At 51.2% G+C, this 20,091-nt stretch carries 15 protein-coding genes; 11 read left to right on the forward strand and 4 right to left on the reverse strand.

The window, feature by feature from the left end; all coding sequences use genetic code 11:
• Positions 1 to 587: 587 nt before the first annotated feature.
• A complete protein-coding gene (locus JMW05_RS09730) occupies positions 588 to 1,463 on the forward strand; it encodes a hypothetical protein (protein ID WP_201505068.1) in 876 nt (291 codons plus the stop codon).
• A gap of 104 nt (positions 1,464 to 1,567) precedes the next feature.
• Here the strand turns inward: JMW05_RS09730 and JMW05_RS09735 are convergent, their stop codons facing one another.
• Positions 1,568 to 2,293: a 4'-phosphopantetheinyl transferase family protein gene (locus JMW05_RS09735; RefSeq protein WP_201505069.1), complete on the reverse strand. Its 726-nt coding sequence runs from the start codon at positions 2,291 to 2,293 to the stop codon at positions 1,568 to 1,570.
• 108 nt (positions 2,294 to 2,401) lie between these two features.
• The gene (gene pal / locus JMW05_RS09740; protein WP_201505070.1) at positions 2,402 to 2,920 is read right to left on the reverse strand and encodes a peptidoglycan-associated lipoprotein Pal; all 519 of its coding nucleotides are present in this window, start codon (positions 2,918 to 2,920) and stop codon (positions 2,402 to 2,404) included.
• 396 nt (positions 2,921 to 3,316) lie between these two features.
• Between pal and pepN the strand changes: the two genes are divergently transcribed.
• Positions 3,317 to 5,953, forward strand: coding sequence for an aminopeptidase N (gene pepN, locus JMW05_RS09745; protein ID WP_201505071.1), 2,637 nt, complete (start codon positions 3,317 to 3,319; stop codon positions 5,951 to 5,953).
• A 148-nt stretch (positions 5,954 to 6,101) separates the two neighbouring features.
• Here pepN and JMW05_RS09750 read toward each other — a convergent pair whose 3' ends face one another.
• Positions 6,102 to 7,184, reverse strand: a complete 1,083-nt coding sequence (locus JMW05_RS09750; protein ID WP_201505072.1) for a 3-deoxy-7-phosphoheptulonate synthase — start codon at positions 7,182 to 7,184, stop codon at positions 6,102 to 6,104.
• A 177-nt stretch (positions 7,185 to 7,361) separates the two neighbouring features.
• On the opposite strand from JMW05_RS09750, the gene lpxB reads away from it, so the two are divergent.
• The 3 genes from lpxB (at position 7,362) to JMW05_RS09765 (ending at position 11,025) form a co-directional block, all read left to right on the forward strand.
• The gene (lpxB, locus tag JMW05_RS09755; protein ID WP_201505073.1) at positions 7,362 to 8,657 is read left to right on the forward strand and encodes a lipid-A-disaccharide synthase; all 1,296 of its coding nucleotides are present in this window, start codon (positions 7,362 to 7,364) and stop codon (positions 8,655 to 8,657) included.
• Between the two features lie 195 nt (positions 8,658 to 8,852).
• Positions 8,853 to 9,593 (forward strand): ribonuclease HII, encoded by a 741-nt coding sequence (locus JMW05_RS09760; protein ID WP_201505601.1) that lies wholly within the window; start codon positions 8,853 to 8,855, stop codon positions 9,591 to 9,593.
• Positions 9,594 to 9,786: 193 nt separating this feature from the next.
• Positions 9,787 to 11,025 (forward strand): spore germination YkwD domain-containing protein, encoded by a 1,239-nt coding sequence (locus JMW05_RS09765; RefSeq protein WP_227691501.1) that lies wholly within the window; start codon positions 9,787 to 9,789, stop codon positions 11,023 to 11,025.
• On the opposite strand, the gene JMW05_RS09770 is transcribed toward JMW05_RS09765, so the two are convergent.
• Positions 11,026 to 11,214, reverse strand: a complete 189-nt coding sequence (locus tag JMW05_RS09770; protein WP_201505074.1) for a hypothetical protein — start codon at positions 11,212 to 11,214, stop codon at positions 11,026 to 11,028.
• 539 nt (positions 11,215 to 11,753) lie between these two features.
• Between JMW05_RS09770 and ndhC the strand changes: the two genes are divergently transcribed.
• From ndhC to nuoG, 6 genes are all read left to right on the forward strand, one after another.
• On the forward strand, positions 11,754 to 12,380 hold the full coding sequence (gene ndhC, locus JMW05_RS09775; RefSeq protein ID WP_201505075.1) for an NADH-quinone oxidoreductase subunit A: 627 nt from the start codon (positions 11,754 to 11,756) through the stop codon (positions 12,378 to 12,380).
• A gap of 88 nt (positions 12,381 to 12,468) precedes the next feature.
• Positions 12,469 to 13,140 carry a NuoB/complex I 20 kDa subunit family protein gene (locus JMW05_RS09780; protein ID WP_201505076.1) on the forward strand — a complete coding sequence of 224 codons (672 nt, stop codon included), beginning with the start codon at positions 12,469 to 12,471 and terminating at the stop codon, positions 13,138 to 13,140.
• Positions 13,141 to 13,191: 51 nt separating this feature from the next.
• Complete coding sequence (gene nuoC, locus JMW05_RS09785; protein WP_201505077.1) at positions 13,192 to 14,967, forward strand: NADH-quinone oxidoreductase subunit C/D; 1,776 nt, start codon at positions 13,192 to 13,194, stop codon at positions 14,965 to 14,967.
• A 129-nt stretch (positions 14,968 to 15,096) separates the two neighbouring features.
• On the forward strand, positions 15,097 to 15,606 hold the full coding sequence (gene nuoE / locus JMW05_RS09790; RefSeq protein ID WP_201505078.1) for an NADH-quinone oxidoreductase subunit NuoE: 510 nt from the start codon (positions 15,097 to 15,099) through the stop codon (positions 15,604 to 15,606).
• Positions 15,603 to 17,024 carry an NADH-quinone oxidoreductase subunit NuoF gene (gene nuoF / locus JMW05_RS09795; protein WP_201505079.1) on the forward strand — a complete coding sequence of 474 codons (1,422 nt, stop codon included), beginning with the start codon at positions 15,603 to 15,605 and terminating at the stop codon, positions 17,022 to 17,024. Before nuoE ends, nuoF begins: the two co-directional genes overlap by 4 nt.
• Positions 17,025 to 17,034: 10 nt before the next feature.
• The gene (nuoG, locus tag JMW05_RS09800) at positions 17,035 to 20,091 is read left to right on the forward strand and encodes an NADH-quinone oxidoreductase subunit NuoG (protein ID WP_201505080.1); all 3,057 of its coding nucleotides are present in this window, start codon (positions 17,035 to 17,037) and stop codon (positions 20,089 to 20,091) included.

A 20,091-nucleotide genomic window follows, 5' to 3' on the forward strand; every position in this document is an offset into this window, starting at 1 on the left:
CAGTTGGTAACATAGGCAAACTCTATACGAGTATGTCTTACACCGACACCTTGCCCAGTTTGCCCAATGCTAATGACGCCCATCCTTTATTACTCGTATTAAAAAAGCGCCGCAGGGTACAATTAAAGGCTGCTGCTGTGTACGTCTTTAGTAAACAACGTAACATAAGCGTATTTTGCAAAAAAAGTATGTCTAAATATTACGGCGCTGCCCGATTGGCGGTCATTTGCGCCTATTATGCGTATACCGCTTGTAACGCTTGACTGTAGGTAAGAATACAGACACATTTGCTCAAATCTTTGCCACAAAAAAGCAGACTATAAGTAAGTAACCCCATGATATTACGTGCCTTATCGGTAAGAGAATAATGAGCAGTTAACAGCAAAGAGACATTGTTTTAGATTGTGCATTAATCCTTACAATATGCCTGCAATGGTTACACAACGGCAAATAAAATCACCACTTAGATGCGTGACTTTCCACCGCAAACTTGGTTTAATCTGCTGCATAAGGTAATCGTTTAAAACTGAAGCGAAAAAGACGTTACCGTTTTTGGACATATTGTTCTATATTTGAGGAGCACTACCATGAAATTGATTAAATTGACCGCTGTATCGGCAGCTGTATTGGCATCAACTGCAGCACTGGCTGCTGAACCTGTAGTAATGGTTGATGATTCATATGACGCAGAGCCAATGGCATACACCACCACTAGCGCAAACACTGGCTATCAGTACAATGAAGATGCTGGCGTTGTTCGTAACACTACTGGCGCTGTTGTTGGTGGCACCAAGACTTTCTTTAACACAGTAACGCATCCAGCAGCCATCAGCGCTGAAGTGGGTACACTGGGTTACGGCGCTAACCTTGCTTGGGGCCTAAACGACAAAACTGAAATCCAAGCAGGTTGGGCAGGTGGCGACGTTGCTGACCTATTCGGCGGTGACTTTGATGCTAACGACGTAAACTACGAAGTAGACACTGACTTTAGCAACCCATACATGGGCGTACAGCTACGTCCAGCAGCCAACTGGTTCACTATGGGTGCTGGTATCATCGTTCCTGATAACGACATCACTGCGACTGCAAATGCTCGTGACGCAGGCGACAACGGCTACTACCCAGTAGACGGCGCACGTTACTACGTAGGTACGCCAGACGCTGACGCAGATCTTGACCCAACTCGTGGTGACTTGACCAACGTTGGCGGCGTAACTGCTGAACTAGAACACCGCAACAAGCTAGCACCTTATGCAACTATCGGCTTCCGTCCAAACATCACCAACAACTTCGGTGTATTCGGCGAGCTAGGTGCAGCATACCTAGGTAAAACTTCTGCTAAAGTAAATGCTAACGGCGCAAGCGGTGCATTGGCTGAGCAAAAAATCAAGCAAGAGCTAGAAGATGAAGATTACCTAGAGTGGATGCCAATCGTTAAACTAGGCGCGACTTACCGTTTCTAAGTAACGACAGGTAACACCTTCTGGTGATACAAAAAAGCGACCTTTTGGGTCGCTTTTTTTTTGCGCGTTATTTTTGGCGTCGGGACGTTCGCTAAACAAATGATTCAATGAGCGATCTTATAGACCACCGTAATACTTGGGGTATGTGCAAGGTGTACGGTATGGCTGTCTAGTGTAATGCTGACAGGAGTGGTTGGTTCATCACTAATAGCAATCAATGCGGCAACCAAGTTAGCATAATGTACGCCCAAGCCTTGCGCGAGTGTGTATTGATGAATTTTAATAAAGCTTTCTTTGATTTGCCACAGCCACAGGCTGACCATAGCGCGCTTATCTATCGGCAGGCGTTGCAGCTGACGCACATCATCTGCGTGATAAAAGCGCTTTGCCACCCGCCAATCAATCGCTTGTGTCTCGACATCAATGCCAATAGGGTGCATGTCTGATAACGCCACAGCGACGCAGGTCTGGGAATGGCTAAAGCACACATACTTGCCTGTCTTTACCAAGCGATACGGAAAGCGCTGCTCGTCGAGCGCATCGACAATGCCGAGCGTACCCAGCAAATGATGCAGCAAGGCACGCACCCCTAGACGCTGTCGCTGCCGTATCTGGCGCGCCCGCGTTCGTGCGTCTTGTACTGCTGGCAGGTATTGCCATGTACTGCCCAATAGCGCTTGCTTAAGGAAGTGATAAATAAAGGGTATACGCCACTGCAAAAATATGCGCGGTGTTATGGGCGCAAGCTCGGCGCTGGCATAGAGGGTCTGGTCATCTAGGCGCGTGATCGCAATAGACGATAAAGAAAGAGGCGGGGTCTGGTCAGTCATAGGTAGGCTGTAGCGTCGATGCGGCAACAAAAAGCCCAGTCATGGTAGCATGGCTGGGTCTGTTTGGGGCTTAAAACCGCGCGGTCTTATCGCCCATGCACGGGCTGATTAGTAAGACAGTTCAGCGCGGCGGTTTTGTGCGTAGGCAGCTTCGGTCATGCCAGTTGCGACAGGACGCTCTTCACCGTAGCTGATGGTGCGAATATTGGCAGTTGATACGCCTTGGCTTGCCAAGTAGTTAGCAACTGAGCTGGCACGACGCTCGCCCAATGCCATGTTGTACTCACGGCTGCCGCGCTCATCGGTGTGACCTGCAATCATGACGCCAGCGGCTGGGTTGGTACGTAGCAAGTTGGCGTGTTGGCTCAAAATAGCGACCGCTTCGGCATCAAGTGCGCTGCTGTCAAAAGCAAAATGTACCACCGCTTGTAGATTGTCCGCGGCAGTGACGATAGCGTTTGGATTGTTAACGACCACCGCACCAGTGTAGCCTACTTGACCTGCAGGTACGCCAAGCGGCGCAACCACAACTTCTGAGGTTGAGCGTTTGGTTGCACAGCCAGTGGTGATGGTGACGGCAGCAGACAAAGCCGCTAAGGCAGCAATTTTTGCAATACGTGTTGACATGGTTCTCTCCTAAATTTAAATACAGTATGCTTTATAATACGACTTATAATGAAAGCGATACAATGGCTACTCATATTAAAATTAGTGTTACGTTGTGTAAGTAGCATTACTGTAAATAATGTCAAAATTTGCTGAGTATTACAATAAGACTTTAGCAAACAAAAAAACCCAACCGTCAGTTTGCATGTACTTATTAACATAGCAAGCGGTGTATGAGATGTACCATAAGCGGTTGCTGGCTTATCAAGGTGCTGACACCAAAAGGTAGCAATAAGTTATTGATGGCATATTGTATCTGGGCAATATCAGACCCATGATAGAGCACAGACCGTTCTTTTTTGGCAGTAACAAACTGCCTTTTTTATAGTACTTCTCTTTTTTATAATCATTATAGGAATGACTATGTCCAATAACGACACACAAATTATTGATGCCGCGGTACCTGATGCGCCCGCACACCAGCCTGAACCACAAAAAATCTACCTGCGTGATTACGAAGCGCCAAAATACACGGTAGAGAGCGTCGCGCTCGATATTCGCTTGTTTGAAGAGGATGCGACGGTCGAAGGGCGTCTGCAAATCAGCCGTGATGCGGCAGGCGATGTGCTGCTTCATGCGGAAGATATGGAGATTGAGGCGCTGTACATCGATGATACGCGCGTCGATGATACCGCGTACACGCACAGTGAGGGTCGCCTGATGCTGCATGATGCGCCAGCCACATTTGCGCTGCGTACAGAGGTGCGTATATGCCCGCAGACCAATACCATGCTAGAGGGCTTATATAAAGCGGGTACGGGTGACGAGACCATGTTCGTGACCCAATGTGAGCCTGAGGGTTTTCGTAGAATCACGCCGTATCCTGACCGCCCTGACGTGCTTTCAACCTTTACCACGCGCTTAGAGGCGGACAAGCGCTATCCGACCTTGCTTGCTAATGGCAACTTGATAGAAGCGGGTGAGGTTGCGGACGCGCCCGAGCGTCACTACGCCATCTGGCATGACCCGACGCACAAGCCCAGCTACCTGTTCGCGTGCGTGGTGGCAAATCTGGACGTGCTGAGCGACCATTACACCACGAGTGATGGGCGCAAGGTATTGCTCGAAGTGTATGCCAAGGCGGCGGACATTGATAAGTGTCATGTGGGTATGCAAGCGCTCAAAGATGCGATGGCATGGGATGAAGATAACTACGGCTGCATTTACGATCTCGACCGCTATATGATTGTGGCGGTCAGCCAGTTTAATATGGGCGCGATGGAAAATAAGGGCTTAAATATCTTTAATACCGCGTGCGTGCTCTCCAGTCCCGAGACCACGACCGATGCGCGCAGCTTTAATGTCAAAGCGGTCATAGCGCACGAGTATTTTCATAACTGGACGGGCAACCGCATTACCTGCCGTGATTGGTTTCAGCTGTGTTTAAAAGAAGGTTTTACCGTTTTTCGTGACCAGTCGTTCTCCGCCGATCAGCAGTCAGCAGCCGTGCAGCGTATTGACGATGTGGCGACCTTGCGCGCTTATCAGTTTAATGAGGATGCAGGTCCGCTAGCGCACCCTGTACGCCCTGACAGCTTTGTTGAGATTAATAACTTCTATACCACGACGGTGTATGAAAAAGGCGCAGAAATCGTGCGCATGCTTGCCAATATGCTGGGCAAAGAAAAATTCCGCCAAGGTACAGATGAGTATTTTCGCCGTTACGATGGGCAAGCGGTGACTGTCGAGGACTTTTTATCAGCGCTGAGCGTTGCCGACGAGCGCGTATTGTCGTTTATCGATTGGTATCGTCAGCCAGGTACGCCTGTGGTGTCAGGGCATCAAAATTATGATGCCGAGACGCAAACGCTTGAGATTACCTTGACGCAAAAGACGCGCCATGTTGCAGGTTTTGACGCGCCAAAAGCCTTGCCGATTCCTGTAGCGACGGCTGTTTTTGATAAAGAATCAGGGCAAATCGTCGCCGAAGAGATGCTGCTGCTCGATAAAGAAACGCAGACTTATCGCTTTGACAATATCACAGGCGCGCCTGTGGTGTCGCTGCTGCGAGATTTTAGTGCGCCTGTACAGCTGAACTTCGATTATCAAGATGCCGATTTGGCGTTTTTATTGACGCATGAGACCAATGGCTTTAACCGCTGGCAGGTCACGCAGATATTGGTCAATCGTATCTTGCTACAAAACCATGAGCCTGCGATTTATTTAGAGGCATTGGCAAAAACATTGCCAAACTTGGCTAAAGACGATGCGATGTTGGCCGCGCGCCTGCTCGATATCCCTTCAGCGCAAGAGTTGGCATCGGCGATTAGCACCGATTATGACCCAGATGCGGTCAAAGCCAAGCGCGATGGCTTGTACCAGCAAGTGGCGGTGCATTTGGCGGATATGTGGCAGCCGCTCTATGAATCATTGCCTATCACAGAATATGACGACAGTGCTGAGGCGCGCGGCGTGCGTGCGCTACGCAACGTGGTGCTGGACATGGCATTGACGGCAGGCGTTGATAACGCGGCAGATTGGGCCGTGCAGCAGTACGAATCGGCGGCGTGTATGACGGAACGCTCTGGCGCGCTAAAAGCGCTAGTGAATCATCAGGTGGCAGGCTACGAGACGCAGCTCAAGAACTTTTATGAGCGCTTTAAAGCAGATGATTTGGTCATTGACTTATGGTTCAGCGCGCAGGCGGCGTCTGAGCAGGTGCGGGTTGCTGATATCGAAGCCTTGATTGCGCATACTGATTTTGATTGGAACACGCCCAACCGTGTGCGCTCGGTCATCAGTGCCTTTACCACGCAGCCTGCGGTCTTATGGACGCCTGAGGGTTTGGCGTTATATACCCAAGCGGTGGCAAAGCTGGACGACAGCAATCCTGTGATTGCCTCGCGTCTGGTGCAAGTGCTGGCACGTTGGTATACCTTAGTGCCGAGCAAGCGTGAGGTGGCGCACCGTTACCTGCAAGCGCTCAAAGAAAAAGTGCAGTCCAAGCACGTGCGTGAAAGTTTGGACAGTGTCTTGGGGGCGGCAGACGCCTAAACATCACTGTGCTAGGACAGGATGCGTCTTTGTCGTTAACAACAGGCAAGGGCGCATGCATTCAAGCATAAGATGATAAGTGATAAAAATAAAGTCAAAAAAAAGCCCATCATACGCGATGGGCTTTTTTATGCTTATTCGTCAATCATTAACGGTTTGGCAGTACGTCTTTGATGGTGTCGCGCAAGTTGTTTAGCGCAGCGACGGTGCTTTCCCAGTCAAGGCAGCCATCGGTGATTGACTTGCCGTATTCTAGCTTGCTGAGGTCAGCGGTTAAGTCTTGGCGACCGCCTTTTAGATGACTCTCAATCATCAGACCGATGATAGATTTGTTGCCATTGGCGATTTGTTCAGCGACGTTTTGGATGACCATCGGCTGCAAGTAGGGGTCTTTGCCTGAGTTGGCATGACTTGAGTCAATCATGATTTTGGTGCTGGTCTTGCCTTTTTCTAGTTCGTTTTCTGCTTGGGCAACCGCCGTTTCATCATAGTTTGGCTTGCCGTTACCGCCGCGCAGCACCACGTGCGCGTAAGGGTTGCCTTTTGATTTGATGATAGACACTTGACCGTCTGATGACAGACCTAGGAAGCTGTGACCTGCTTTGACCGCTTGCATGGCATTGACCGCAACCGTCATGCCGCCATCGGTACCGTTTTTAAAGCCAACTGGGCAAGACAAGCCTGAGCTCATTTCGCGGTGCGTTTGGCTCTCGGTGGTACGCGCGCCAATCGCTGACCAGCTGATGAGGTCTTGGATGTACTGCGGCGTATTCGGGTCAAGCGCTTCGGTAGCACACGGCAGACCTTTTTCGTTCAAGTCAATCAATAGCTTACGCGCGGTACGCAGACCTTTTTCGATATCGAAGCTGTCGTTCATGTCAGGGTCATTAATCAGACCTTTCCAGCCGACGGTGGTACGCGGTTTTTCAAAATAAACACGCATCACGACAAAGATAGAGTCTTCAATCTCTTTTGCCAAGGTGGCAAGGCGGTCGGCATATTCGTGCGCTGCCTTGAGGTCATGAATAGAGCAAGGACCGATGACCACAAAGATACGCTTGTCTTTACCGTCCAAGATGTTTTGGATGGTTTGGCGACCTTGTAGCACGGTGTTATAAGCGGCATCAGTGAGGGGCAGCTCTTTTTTAAGCTCGCTTGGGGTAATCAAAGGAATGAATTGTTCAATATTCACGTCATCAATATCTGCATTATGAGTAGCTGGTGTTGTCATGATTATGTATCGTCTAGCTAATGAATAGGAGTAATCCATTATGCGGACAAAACCTGAGGTTGACAAGGGTTGTCGTGAGTTAATTCCCTGATAACTGGAATGTGAAAAACAAAACTTTGTTATACTTGCTTGTTATTTACCCTCTATCTTGAGTGCATCAGACATTAAGAGCCAGCTATGAGCGATTCGACATCATTAACCGTTATGCCTTCATCTGCGCCTGCATCGAATAAGCCTTTGGTCATTGGTATTGTGGCAGGCGAGGTGTCAGGGGACAGTTTGGGTGCTGATTTTATGCAGCAAATGAATGCGCTGCGTGATGATATTGTGTGGGTGGGCGTTGGCGGCGAGCGTATGCGCGCTGAGGGGTTGCAGCCTATTTTTCCGTTAGAGCGTCTTGCGGTCATGGGTCTGGTTGAGGTGCTCTCTCAGCTGCCCGATTTGCTGCAAGCAAGGCGTGAGCTGTTAGAGGCATTCGCACAAGCAAAGATTGATTGGTTCGTCGGTATCGATGCGCCTGATTTTAACCTGCGCGTGGCAAAAAAGCTCAAACCCAAAGGCGTGTTCTGCGTGCAGTACGTCAGCCCGTCCATTTGGGCGTGGCGTGAGTCGCGTATCCACGGCATTATGGCGGCGACGCATCTGGTCTTGTGTCTGTTTCCCTTTGAGCTGCCTGTGTATGAGCGCTACGGTCATCCTGCGGTGTGTGTGGGGCATCCGCTACTGCACACGATAGACAAGACGCTGACCACCACGCCGATTATGCAGCTGCGTAGTGAGCTGGTGTGGCATCACGATGGCTTGCAGCAGTTTTTTACCCAGCGTTTTGATGAGGTCAGTCACTTGATTTGTGTGATGCCTGGCTCGCGGCGCAGCGAAATCACGGCAATATTGCCGCCGATGCTCGATGGTATTCAAAAGCTGTTGCTGCTCGATGATAAGCTGTGCTTTATTATCCCGACTGTCGACCAAAACCATCAGTATATCGTGCAGGATATTTTGGATAGCTACCCAGAGTCGGTACAGCGCGCCATCGCGGTGGTCTATGATGCCGCGCAGCCGACGTTCAGTCAGCAGGCGATGGCGGCGGCAGATTTGATACTATTGGCATCGGGTACAGCCACGCTTGAGGCGCTGCTTTTAGAGCGTCCGATGGTGGTGATGTATCAGCTGAACAATTTGACCTATCAAATCGCCAAGCGCTTGGTTAAAGTGCCTTATGTGGCGCTGCCCAATATTTTGGCAAAAGAAATGATTGTCCCTGAGCTGATTCAAGAGCAGGCGAGTGGGGCAAATATCAGCCGCACGGTCAAGCAGCAGCTACAGCCGCGCGCGTATAATGAGCAGTTAGAGGCACTGGTAGCCACCAAAACGATGCTCGAGCAGCAAAGCAATCATAGCCCAGCGGACAGTGTGGTCGAGGCGTGGTATATGCATAAGCAGCGCAAACAGCGTTCAGTCGCTAAGCAGTAGTCATCAGCGTACCTGTTTGGTGCCTGTGTGCGGCGCGCTTTTAAGGGTCTCATTATTTTTAATTTTTATCTTATATAGGTGTAGGGCGTTATTGTGTCAGAGTTTTTTACGATAGATATTGATGAAAAAATCACCCATACCACGCATCAAGGCGTGCCCATTGCGCTTGCTGCGCCTGTGACGCTGACAGGGCGAATGCAGCCTGAGGCAATACAAGATTTTTTTGTGCAAACGCCCAAAGCGCTGCTGCCGATGGGTATCGATGAGGCAGGGCGTGGACCATTGCTCGGCAGTGTGACCGTAGCCGCTGCGATATTGCCTGCCGCGTGGTCGGGGCTGATTGAAGAGTCGGTATTAAACGGTACGCCGCTGAGTATCTTGACCGACTCTAAAAAATTAAGCGAAAAAAAGCGCGATATGCTCTACCCACTGGTGCAGCAGCATGCGCTCGGCTATGTGGTGGCGGACGTGCCTGCGGCAGTCATTGACCAAATCAATATCTTGCAGGCGACGATGCTCGGTATGCGCTTGGTGGTTGAGACCTTGATTCAACAGATGGCGAGCAATAACGCCCTCACTAGTGCGGTGCGCCTGCCGATACTGCAAGCGCTGTTCGATGGCAACCGCTGTCCTGATTTGGACGCACAGCCGCTTACTGCCGTTGGTGTGCCAAGTGAGGCGATTGTGTCTGAAGCATGGGTCAAAGGCGATGCGCGGCACAGCAGTATCGCCGCCGCCAGTATCTTGGCAAAAGTAAGTCGTGACGCGCAGATGTATGCCTTGGCAAAACAGCATCCAGAATATGCGATTGACAAGCACAAAGGCTATCCGACCCGTGCGCATCTCGATGCCATTGATACCCATGGCGTCTTGGACGCACATCGGCGCAGCTTTGGTCCGATTAAGCGCTTATTAACGGATATTAAACCCCAATAATTTGTCAGTAACAATCAACCATAAATCCATAAAAAACAGCACTTTATCATAAATCAGGCGACAGTCTTTTTTTGTCTTTACATTAAGACATATTGTAGTAATATAGCAAAAATATAGCTACAAGATGTGTAAGCAATAAGGATTGTTGCCCGCCTCAGTCGCGGTATCTCGCTACCAGATTAAGGAAAGACTTATGATGAATCATCGCTCAGCAATGCAGTACCTCAGTATTATGATTGCCGCTGTATCATTGACCGCATGTGGTGGTGGCGGTGGCTCAGACGGTGGCAGCACCGCAAACAAAACCGCGCCGCCGCCTGCTGCGCCAACCCAACCTGCCCCTACCGACAGTATCGACTCAGACACCCTCGACCAAGCAAAAAACCTTCCAGACACCACCAGCACCCATATCGCCATCAGCAGTATTGAAAAAGACAACCATCTCAGTGCAGGTCTGGCAGGTGCTAATGTCATCAGTCTGGCACGCCAAAGCTGCGGGCTGAGTGGGCTAAGCTACGACGACGATTTGGCTGCGATTGCGGTGGGACATGCCAACTATATCAAGCACGTGTTTAGCAACAGCCAGCCGAGCAGTTTTAATGCGCACTCGCAGGCGAGTCTGCGCGAAGTGGCGGCCTATACGGGGAGCAATAACCCGTTTTTTACGGGCATTAATTTTAAAGAGCGCCTGCTGGCAGCGGCGTATCCCAACATGCGCTACGGTGCTGTCGAAAATATTGTCCAGACGACCACCAGAAACAGCGCGGGCACAGCGCTTGCACCGCAGTACGCGGCTGCCGATATGGCAACCTCATTGCTGGCAGCGCCTTATCATCTAAAATCGCTGATGGGTTTGACGCTTGGGCAAACAGGCTCAGCGATGGTGGCCTACACGCCATACAATACAGACCGCGCGACCAATATCGGCTATGTGTTCGTCAATCTCTCGGCAGGCAATGCGCAAAGCAGTCAGCAGCCTGCGCCTGATATGGTGACCTATCCTTGTGACGGCGTGACCAACACCACGACCGCCTTATATCACGAAAGCCCAAGCCCTGTGGCGGGCACAGGACGCGACCTTAGTACCGACCCCATTGGGCAGCCCGTCTATATCCGCCTGCCAGCTGCTACCAGTATCAAGGTCAGCAATGTGCGCTTGCATGATGCCAAGCGCAATATTGATGTGCCGACCACGCTACTGGACACGCTGAGCGACCCGCATCCAAACACAGGCTATGCACTAAAACCAAATGAAGCGTTTATCTTGCCCATCACAGACAACATAAACAGCTGTGAAGGCAAACGCGGCCGCGCAACCAATTGCGGATTGCATGGCAATACCACCTATACGGTGAGCTTTGATGTGCTTGTCGATAATACAGCACTCAAACAGCAACGCTTTAACTTCACCACAGGTGCAGTCAGCTACTAATCAGCGCTGCCATAACGTGCTATAAAAGTCCTCTATGCGCTCCGTCACCGAGCTGATAATGACCAAGCAGTCATAACCAGCATCGGTGATGGGGCGCTTGTTTTTGCGCGGTTTGGTCAAAGTGCTGCCACTTACGGCAGCAGGCAGAAAACAGCAGGTAAAATCAAGGGGGCAGTAACGTTCTGACACATTATTTAAATGCCCTCAAACCAAGCTGACGGGTTGCATTTAGGTATATTTGGTTTACAATATCCACCCAGATACATAAGTAAATCATGCTTTGTTATTGCCATGCAGTGATTGCGTTAATAATAGGGGTATATCAGCCCCACGCACACGTTATCAACTGCTAGCCCTGAGCCGAAAATGACCCATTGTCACTATAAGTTTCGGACTATGAGCATGGTATGTAAGGCGATGATGCTTGGTATGGGTATATGAACCGATAGATGCCAGTTGTCATGCTATGATGAACCGTTTGTGATGAATTATTAAATCAGTGACATGAGAAAGTATGATATTGATTTAATGATTTGACCTTGCGACACCACCAATCGCTCATCGACGTTGCGATATCAGACGTATTGTCATGATTTATCGCCGCGCCAATAAGCAATGATAATTGGCCAACACCAACACAGTAAGCTGTGTTTTGTCTGCGTCAAGCACATTATGTGCTCAATGATGATGGCTTATGACACTCGAATGGGTGAGGAGCGCGTATTATCATGTCTGCCTTTAATTGGTCAGCCGTTGCTTTTATTCTAGCCGCTGTCGGCTTGGTCGTCTTTATGCTTACCGTCCCACGTCTGTTGGGCGGACGTTCTAAAGGGTCACAAAAAGAAGAAATCTTTGAAGCGGGTGTTGCCGGAGCTGGTAACGCCCGTATTCGTTTGTCTGCCAAATTCTACTTGGTAGCCATCTTTTTTGTCATCTTTGATTTAGAAGCGTTATATCTCTACGCCTATTCTGTCTCAGTCCTTGAGTCAGGTTGGGCAGGCTATATTGCGGCTGCCACCTTTATCATTGATTTGCTCATCGGTCTTATTTATGCCTTAAGTCTGGGCGCGCTCAACTGGGCGCCTGCGGACAAAAGGCGCAAAAAACCCCGTCTGTCTGCTGCCCCTGCTGGATTTAATCTGGCGGACATCACCCGCTTTGATGGGGTGGACGAGCTGGTCACGGACCCAACAGGGAAAGTACCTGCCCAATCCTCAGGGCAAATCAATGTCTCAAACAACATCGAAGCCAATCGACGTCACTTAGAAAATATTGATCATATCAATACCACAGGCAACATTACGTCTGTAGATTTTGCGCAACCTGCTGGCCTATCAGGCAACAAGCTGCGCTAACGCCCAAAATAAAGCACGATGTACAACGACGATATCGACACGTGGTGATATGGTTGTGGCGTTGTGCTGAATATAAAGGTTGTATGTTATGAAATACACATTGACCAAAGCCGATCCCGATGCGGACACCTATCCTGCACAGACCCGCCAAACCGTGAATGACCCTATCGAAGATGAGGTCAATAAAAACGTGTTTATGGGGCGTCTGGAAGAGATGGTGAACGCCAGTGCCAACTGGGGACGCAAGCATTCGCTATGGCCCTTTAACTTCGGTACCTCTTGCTGCTATGTGGAATATGCCACCACCTTAACAGCGGTACATGATTTATCACGCTTTGGCGCAGAGGTTATCCGTGCTTCCCCGCGTCAGGCGGACGTGATGATTGTCGCAGGTACCTGCTTTATTAAAATGGCGCCCGTGATTCAACGTCTGTACGAGCAAATGCTGGAGCCAAAGTGGGTTATCTCCATGGGCGCGTGTGCCAATTCAGGCGGTATGTACGATATCTATTCGGTCGTGCAGGGCGTGGATAAAATCATTCCTGTCGATGTGTATGTGCCAGGCTGTCCGCCGCGTCCTGAAGCCTTGATCCAAGCGCTGATGCTGCTGCAAGACTCCATCACCAAAGAGCGCCGCCCACTGGGTATTCATGTCAATGACCAAGGCATCTATCAGCCGCAGATGACGCCTGAGCGCGACCGCAAACAAGCCGATAGAATCGCGGTCAAAAACTTGCGCAGCCCTGACAGTATCGATTAATACCGCGCTTAACCACAGTATCCCTAGGATTAATGAAGGAAGACATCATTCATGGTCACGGTCGTTGAAAATACAGATCCTAAGATCAAATCCGTACCAGCGGTCATCACGGAGCTGGAGCAAAAGTACGCAGGCAAGTTTGTGGTGCAGCAGACAGTCGATGAGATTCCTACCGTTTGGGTAGCGCGCAATGACGTGCTCGATATACTGATGTATCTGCGCACCCTGCCCAAACCTTATGTGACCTTGTTTGACCTATCCGCCATTGATGAGCGTTTGCGCCAGCACCGCCAAGGTCTACCTGACAGTGACTTTACGGTGTTTTATCACTTGATGTCGCTTGAGCGTAACAGCGATGTGCGTATCAAGGTGGCATTAAGTGAAGAGTCACTGAGCCTGCCAAGCGCGACCAAAATTTGGCCAAACGCCAACTGGTATGAGCGCGAAGTGTGGGACATGTTCGGCATTGTGTTTGACGGTCATCCGCATTTGACGCGTATTTTGCTGCCCAAGTATTGGGAAGGGCATCCGCTGCGTAAAGAATATCACGCGCGTGCAACCGAATTTACGCCGTACTTTTTGAACACTGCCAAGCAGCAATACGAGCAAGAAAACCTGCGCTTTGTGCCTGAAGAATGGGGCATGAAACGCTCAGGACGCGATGAGGACTTTATGTTCCTAAACATCGGTCCTAACCACCCTTCAGCGCACGGCGCATTTCGCTTGGTGCTGCAGTTGGACGGTGAAGAAGTGGTCGATTGTATCCCCGATATTGGCTATCACCATCGCGGCGCAGAAAAGATGGCAGAACGTCAGACGTGGCACTCATACATTCCCTATACCGACCGTATTGATTACTTAGGCGGGGTGATGAACGAGCTGCCGTATGTGATGGCGGTCGAAAAGCTGGCAGGCATTACCGTGCCTGACCGCGCCCAAACCATCCGCGTGATGATGAGTGAGTTTTTCCGTATCACCAATAACCTCTTGTACGTTGGTACGTTCATTCAGGATGCAGGCGGTATGACGCCTGTATTCTATATGTTTACCGACCGCCAAAAAGCCTATGACGTGATTGAGGCGGTGACGGGCTATCGCATGCACCCTGCATGGTTCCGCATTGGCGGCACGGCAGCGGATTTGCCACGCGGTTGGCAGCGCTTGGTGCGTGAGTTCCTCGACTGGATGCCCAAGCGTTTGGATGAGTATGTCAAAGCGGCGCTACAAAACAGTGTGCTAAAAGGACGTACCCAAAACGTGGCGCAGTACGATGCCAAGCAGGCCCTCGCGTGGGGCGTGACTGGCGCAGGTCTGCGCGCCACAGGCATTGATTTTGACTTGCGTAAAGCGCGTCCGTACATGGGCTATGAAAACTTTGATTTTGAAGTGCCGATTGGCTACAACGGCGATGCCTACGACCGCTGTATGATTAAGGTCGAAGAGATGCGCCAGTCACTGCGTATCATCCGTCAATGTCTTGACCACATGCCGCAAGGTCCGTACAAGGCTGACCATCCGCTCGCTGTACCGCCACCAAAAGACCGCACGCTAAACGACATTGAGACCTTGATTAACCACTTCTTGTCGGTATCGTGGGGTCCTGTGATGCCTGCGGGTGAGTGCTCGATGATGGTTGAGGCGACCAAAGGCATCAACAGCTATTATATAACCTCAGACCGTGCGACCATGAGCTATCGCACGCGCATTCGCACCCCGACATTCGCGCATTTGCAGCAGATGCCGTCGGTGATTAATGGCTCATTGGTGTCCGATGCGATTATGTATTTGGCATCGATTGATATCGTTATGGCAGATTGTGACCGCTGAGCCATAAATACGGCGACGCGTCGCTATTGTGGCGCGTGATTGCCTCCATTTATCATACAGTTATCGCCGATAGGCACACCAAACGCACTCAGGGCACTGATTGCGTGATGAGTGAGGATAAAAAAGAATATGAAAATAGTTTCTGACAAAGCGCCCAAAGTCGATGTCGAGAGCATCTTAACCGCGAGCGAGATTGCGGCGATTCATGAGTATATGCATCACTACCCGCACGCACGTGCCGCCTCATTAGACGCGCTAAAAATCGTACAAAAACGTAACGGCTGGGTCAATGATGCCCAAGTCAATGCCGTCGCCAACATGCTTGACGTTCCTGTGACAGACATTGAAGGCGTAGCAACGTTTTTTAACCGCATTTACCGTCAGCCCGTCGGTCGCCATGTGATTTTGATTTGTGATTCGGTCGCCTGTTACTTGACAGGCTATGAAGCCTTATCCATGCGCCTGCGTTCTGAGTTGGGCATTGAGTATGGACAGACGACCGCGGATGGTCGTTTTACCTTATTGCCCATATGCTGCCTTGGCAACTGTGACAAAGGTCCTGCGGTATTGATTGACGAGGACACGTACGGTCCTGTACAGCCTGACGATGTCGCACAACTACTGGAGCTATACGCATGAGATTAACGATTGCTGAGCAAATTGCCAAACGTGGTCAGGGTAAAGCCCCAAGCCAGCTGAACAAGCAGCGCATCCCTATCTATGGCGATAAAGAAACCGCCAACAGTAAGACCAAGCCATTAACGTGGCGCTTGGCACATCATGACGCGGTGCTTGATTTGGCAACTTATGAATCCTTACAAGGCTTTGAAGCGCTAAAAACGGCACTGTCTAAGCCGCCTGAAGAGATTTTAAAAACCATCAAAGATGCGGTGGTCAAAGGGCGCGGCGGTGCAGGCTTCCCAGCGGGTATCAAATGGTCACTGATGGCACCGCCCGATGGCGGTCCGCGTTACCTCGTTTGTAATGCTGACGAGATGGAGCCAGGCACCTTTAAAGACCGTCTGTTGATGGAACGTCTGCCGATGCAGCTTATCGAAGGCATGCTGATTTCAGCATACGTCATCGGTGCGACCGCAGGCTATATCTTTATTCGCGGTGAATACATTTTAGCCGCTGAGCGCTTGATGGCGGCGATTGATGAGCTAAAGGCGAACAATCTGGTCGGCGACAATATCTTAGGCTCAGATTTTAGCTTTGATTTACACGTCCACACAGGCGCTGGACGTTATATCTGCGGTGAAGAGACGGCATTGATTAACTGCCTAGAAGGTCGCCGCGCAAACCCACGTACCAAGCCGCCATTTCCACAAGTGGCAGGGGCATGGGGTCGCCCAACCGTGGTCAACAACGTCGAAACGCTCAACAACGTCCCTGCCATTGTATTAAACGGCAGCGAGTGGTATCAGAGCTTGCCTAAAGACAAAGGCGCGAGTGAAACCCCAGGCACCAAGCTGTTTGGTTGCTCAGGTCTGGTCAATGACCCCGGTCTTTGGGAGCTGCCTTTTGGCTATACCGCACGCGAGATTATCGAAGACTTTGCAGGCGGCATGCAAGAGGGGCGCAAGCTCAAAGCATGGCTACCTGGCGGCGCATCGACCGACTTTTTGACCGCTGAGCATTTGGATGTGGTGATGGATTTTGACCCCATTCAAAAGGCGGGCAGCCGTATGGGTACAGGTCTTATCATGGTCGTCGATGAAGCACAAGATATGGTGCCGTTGGTACGCAATTTAGAGATTTTCTTTCAGCGTGAGTCGTGCGGTTGGTGTACGCCGTGCCGTGACGGTCTGCCGTGGGGCGTCAAGATTTTGACCGCCATCAACGACGGCGAAGGGCAGGTTGGCGATGTGGAAAAGCTTGAGGGCTTGACCCGCGACTTGTGGATTGGCAAGACCTTTTGTGCGCACGCCCCAGGTGCGATGGAGCCACTCATGAGTGCGATTAAATATTTCCGCCCTGAGTTTGACCAAAAAATCGCTCAAGGGGTTGGTGAAGATGTCATAGACGCTGCCAGCCAGCAGCCAGCAGCGAAATAAGGAGAGCGGCATGGCAGTCATTCATATTGACGGAACGACCGTTGAAGTCGATGGCGCAGACAACCTCTTGCAGGCGTGTCTGTCCCTTGGCATTGATGTGCCGTATTTTTGTTATCATCCTGCACTTGGCTCGGTCGGCTCTTGCCGTCAGTGCGCGGTCAAGCAGTATCAGTCCAAAGAAGATTTAGAAGCAGGTCGCGGACGCTTGGTCATGTCGTGTATGGTCGCGCCGAGCGATGACATGTACATCTCAGTGACCGATGACGAAGCCAAAGCGTTTCGTAAGTCGATGGTTGAGCTGCTCATGACCAACCACCCGCACGATTGCCCAACTTGTGAAGAGGGCGGACATTGCCACTTGCAAGACATGACCTATATGTCAGGGCACAGCCGCCGCCGCTACCGCTTTACCAAGCGCACGCACCACAACCAAGAGCTTGGACCTTTTATCGCGCATGAGATGAACCGCTGCATCGCGTGCTATCGCTGTGTGCGTTTTTATAAAGACTATGCAGGCGGCGAAGATTTGGGCGTGTATGCGTCAAACAACCGCGTGTACTTTGGTCGTGACAAAGACGGACAGTTTGAAAGTGAGTTTTCGGGCAACTTAACCGAAGTCTGCCCAACAGGGGTATTCACCGATAAGACGCATTCTGAGCGCTACAACCGCAAATGGGACATGCAGTATGCGCCGAGCATCTGTCATGGCTGCTCGGTCGGCTGTAACATCTCGGCAGGGGAGCGCTATGGCGAGCTGCGCCGTATCGAAAACCGCTATCATGGCGACGTGAACCGCTACTTCTTATGTGACCGTGGTCGCTTTGGTTACGGCTACGTCAACCGCGCTGACCGCCCGTCACAAGCGCTTGAGCGTATCAATGACAAGCACGCCAAAATCAATGTCGACTACGCACTTGATGAAACCATCAAACGCCTCAAAGACAAAAAAGTCATCGGTATTGGCTCGCCACGTGCCAGCCTTGAGACCAACTTTGCCCTAAAAAATCTGGTCGGCTTTGATAACTACTCAACAGGTCTGAACCACCAGCAGCAAACCTTGGTCAATAAATGTATCGAAGTGCTCAGCACGGACGGCATTTACAACCCCACCTTGACCGATATCGAAAAACACGATGCGGTATTGGTCTTGGGTGAGGACATCACACAAACGGCGGCACGTGTGGCGCTGTCTATCCGCCAATCTGCCAAAAACGAAGCGGTAAAAATGGCAGCGGCGGTCAAAACCCAGCCGTGGCTCGCTGAGCCTGTGCAGCGCATCAGCCAAGGCGCAAAAAGCCCTGTGTATATCATCGATGTGGCACAAACCAAGCTCGATGACATCAGCAAGGTCAGCTGTGTGGCGACGCCTGAAGACATCGCGCAATTGGGCTTTAAGGTTGCCGAAGCGATTGACAGCTTGCCTGAAGTACGCGCCGAGCTGAACGCGCCAAATGATGACCACGACGACCCCATGCAAGCGCTTGCGCAGCAAATCGCTTATGACTTGATGATGGCAGACAAGCCGCTGGTGGTCTCAGGCAGCAGTCTGTATTCGGTCGCAGTGATTGAAGCGGCGGCGCAAATCACCCAAGCACTAAGCGCTAAGCGCACCGCACTGCAAGACCACGAGCATGAGCGTATCGAAGCGCACAATGCGCGTGTCCGTGCAGCGCAAGCAGCAGCCGATGAGCAAGCAGGGGATACGCTTGAGGACGACCAAGAGCTGGCGGCAAAACCTGACAAACCGGAAACAGGCACCAATAAAGACGCGCAAGATGATGTCGAGCGTAAGCCTGCGGACGCCCTAGAGTTGTTAGAAGAAAACACCGACTACGCACGAGTGGCAGGTATTTACCTCGCTGTCCCTGATGCCAACAGCATCGGCGTGTGTCTGCTCGGCGGCAAATCGGTAGAAGAGCTGCTGGCGAATGAGTATGACGTCGTCGTGGTCGCTGAAAACCAGCTGACCGATATCATGACCGAAGACAAGCTTGCGCAGCTGCTCAGTGAAAAAACGGTCATTGCCCTTGACCATCAGCTGCTCGATTGGCACAGCCATGCCGATATCGTATTGCCAGCGGCAAGCTTTGCCGAAGCAGACGGTACGCTCGTCTCTGCTGAAGGTCGCGCCCAGCGCTTTTTCCAAGTGTATGACAACCGCTACTATCACCCAATGAGCAGTATCAAAGAAGGCTGGCGCTGGCTACACGCGGTACACAGTAACCTTGAAGGCAAGCCTGTGGACTGGACGCAGCTCGATGATGTGATTAATGCCTTAGTCGCCACGCATCCAAAACTTGGGGGTATCAAAGGCGCTGCGCCCGATGCTGACTACCGCATCACAGGACTAAAAATCGCCCGTGAGCCGCGCCGTTATTCAGGTCGTACCGCGATGCGTGCACCGATTTCGGTACATGAGCCGATGCAGCCCAAAGATTTAGACACGGGTCTGACTTTTTCAATGGAAGGCTACAGCGGTGACAAAACCCCAAGCGCGATGATTCCGTTTGCCCAATCGGCAGGCTGGAACTCACCACAAGCGTGGAACAAGTACCAAGACAAAGTCGGCGGTCATCTCAAAAATGGCGATGCAGGCGTGCGTCTGTTCGATGAGCTGCCACGTCTTGCGCCGCGTCAGTATGTCGCGCCTGAGGAGCGCCCTACGCCAAGTACCGATATGGCGAGTAGCCAAGCCAAGCTCGTACCGTTATACAACCTATACGCGAGCTCAGCGATGGCCTCACGCAGCCCATTGGTTGCAGCGCAAATGATTGCGCCGATGTGGTATGTCGGTCAAGACGATGCGCGCGCGTGGGATATAACGGCGGGGGATTATCTGATGATTAGCGTTGACGATACGCAGGTGACGTTGCCTGTCAGCGTCGTGCCGTATTTGGCGGAAGGTTGTATTGGTTATCTGGCAGGACAAGTGCCGATTGTACACAGTCAGCTGCCTGCGTCTGTTCAAAAAGTTGCTGCCCCTGTCAAGACCACAGGGCTGATGCATGATGATGCGGATGCGCTGGCGGCTGAGTCGCGTGCTAACAGCACTGCACAGGAGATGTGA

Origin of the sequence: Psychrobacter aestuarii, from assembly GCF_904846035.1 — a bacterium.
Classification (GTDB): domain Bacteria; phylum Pseudomonadota; class Gammaproteobacteria; order Pseudomonadales; family Moraxellaceae; genus Psychrobacter; species Psychrobacter aestuarii.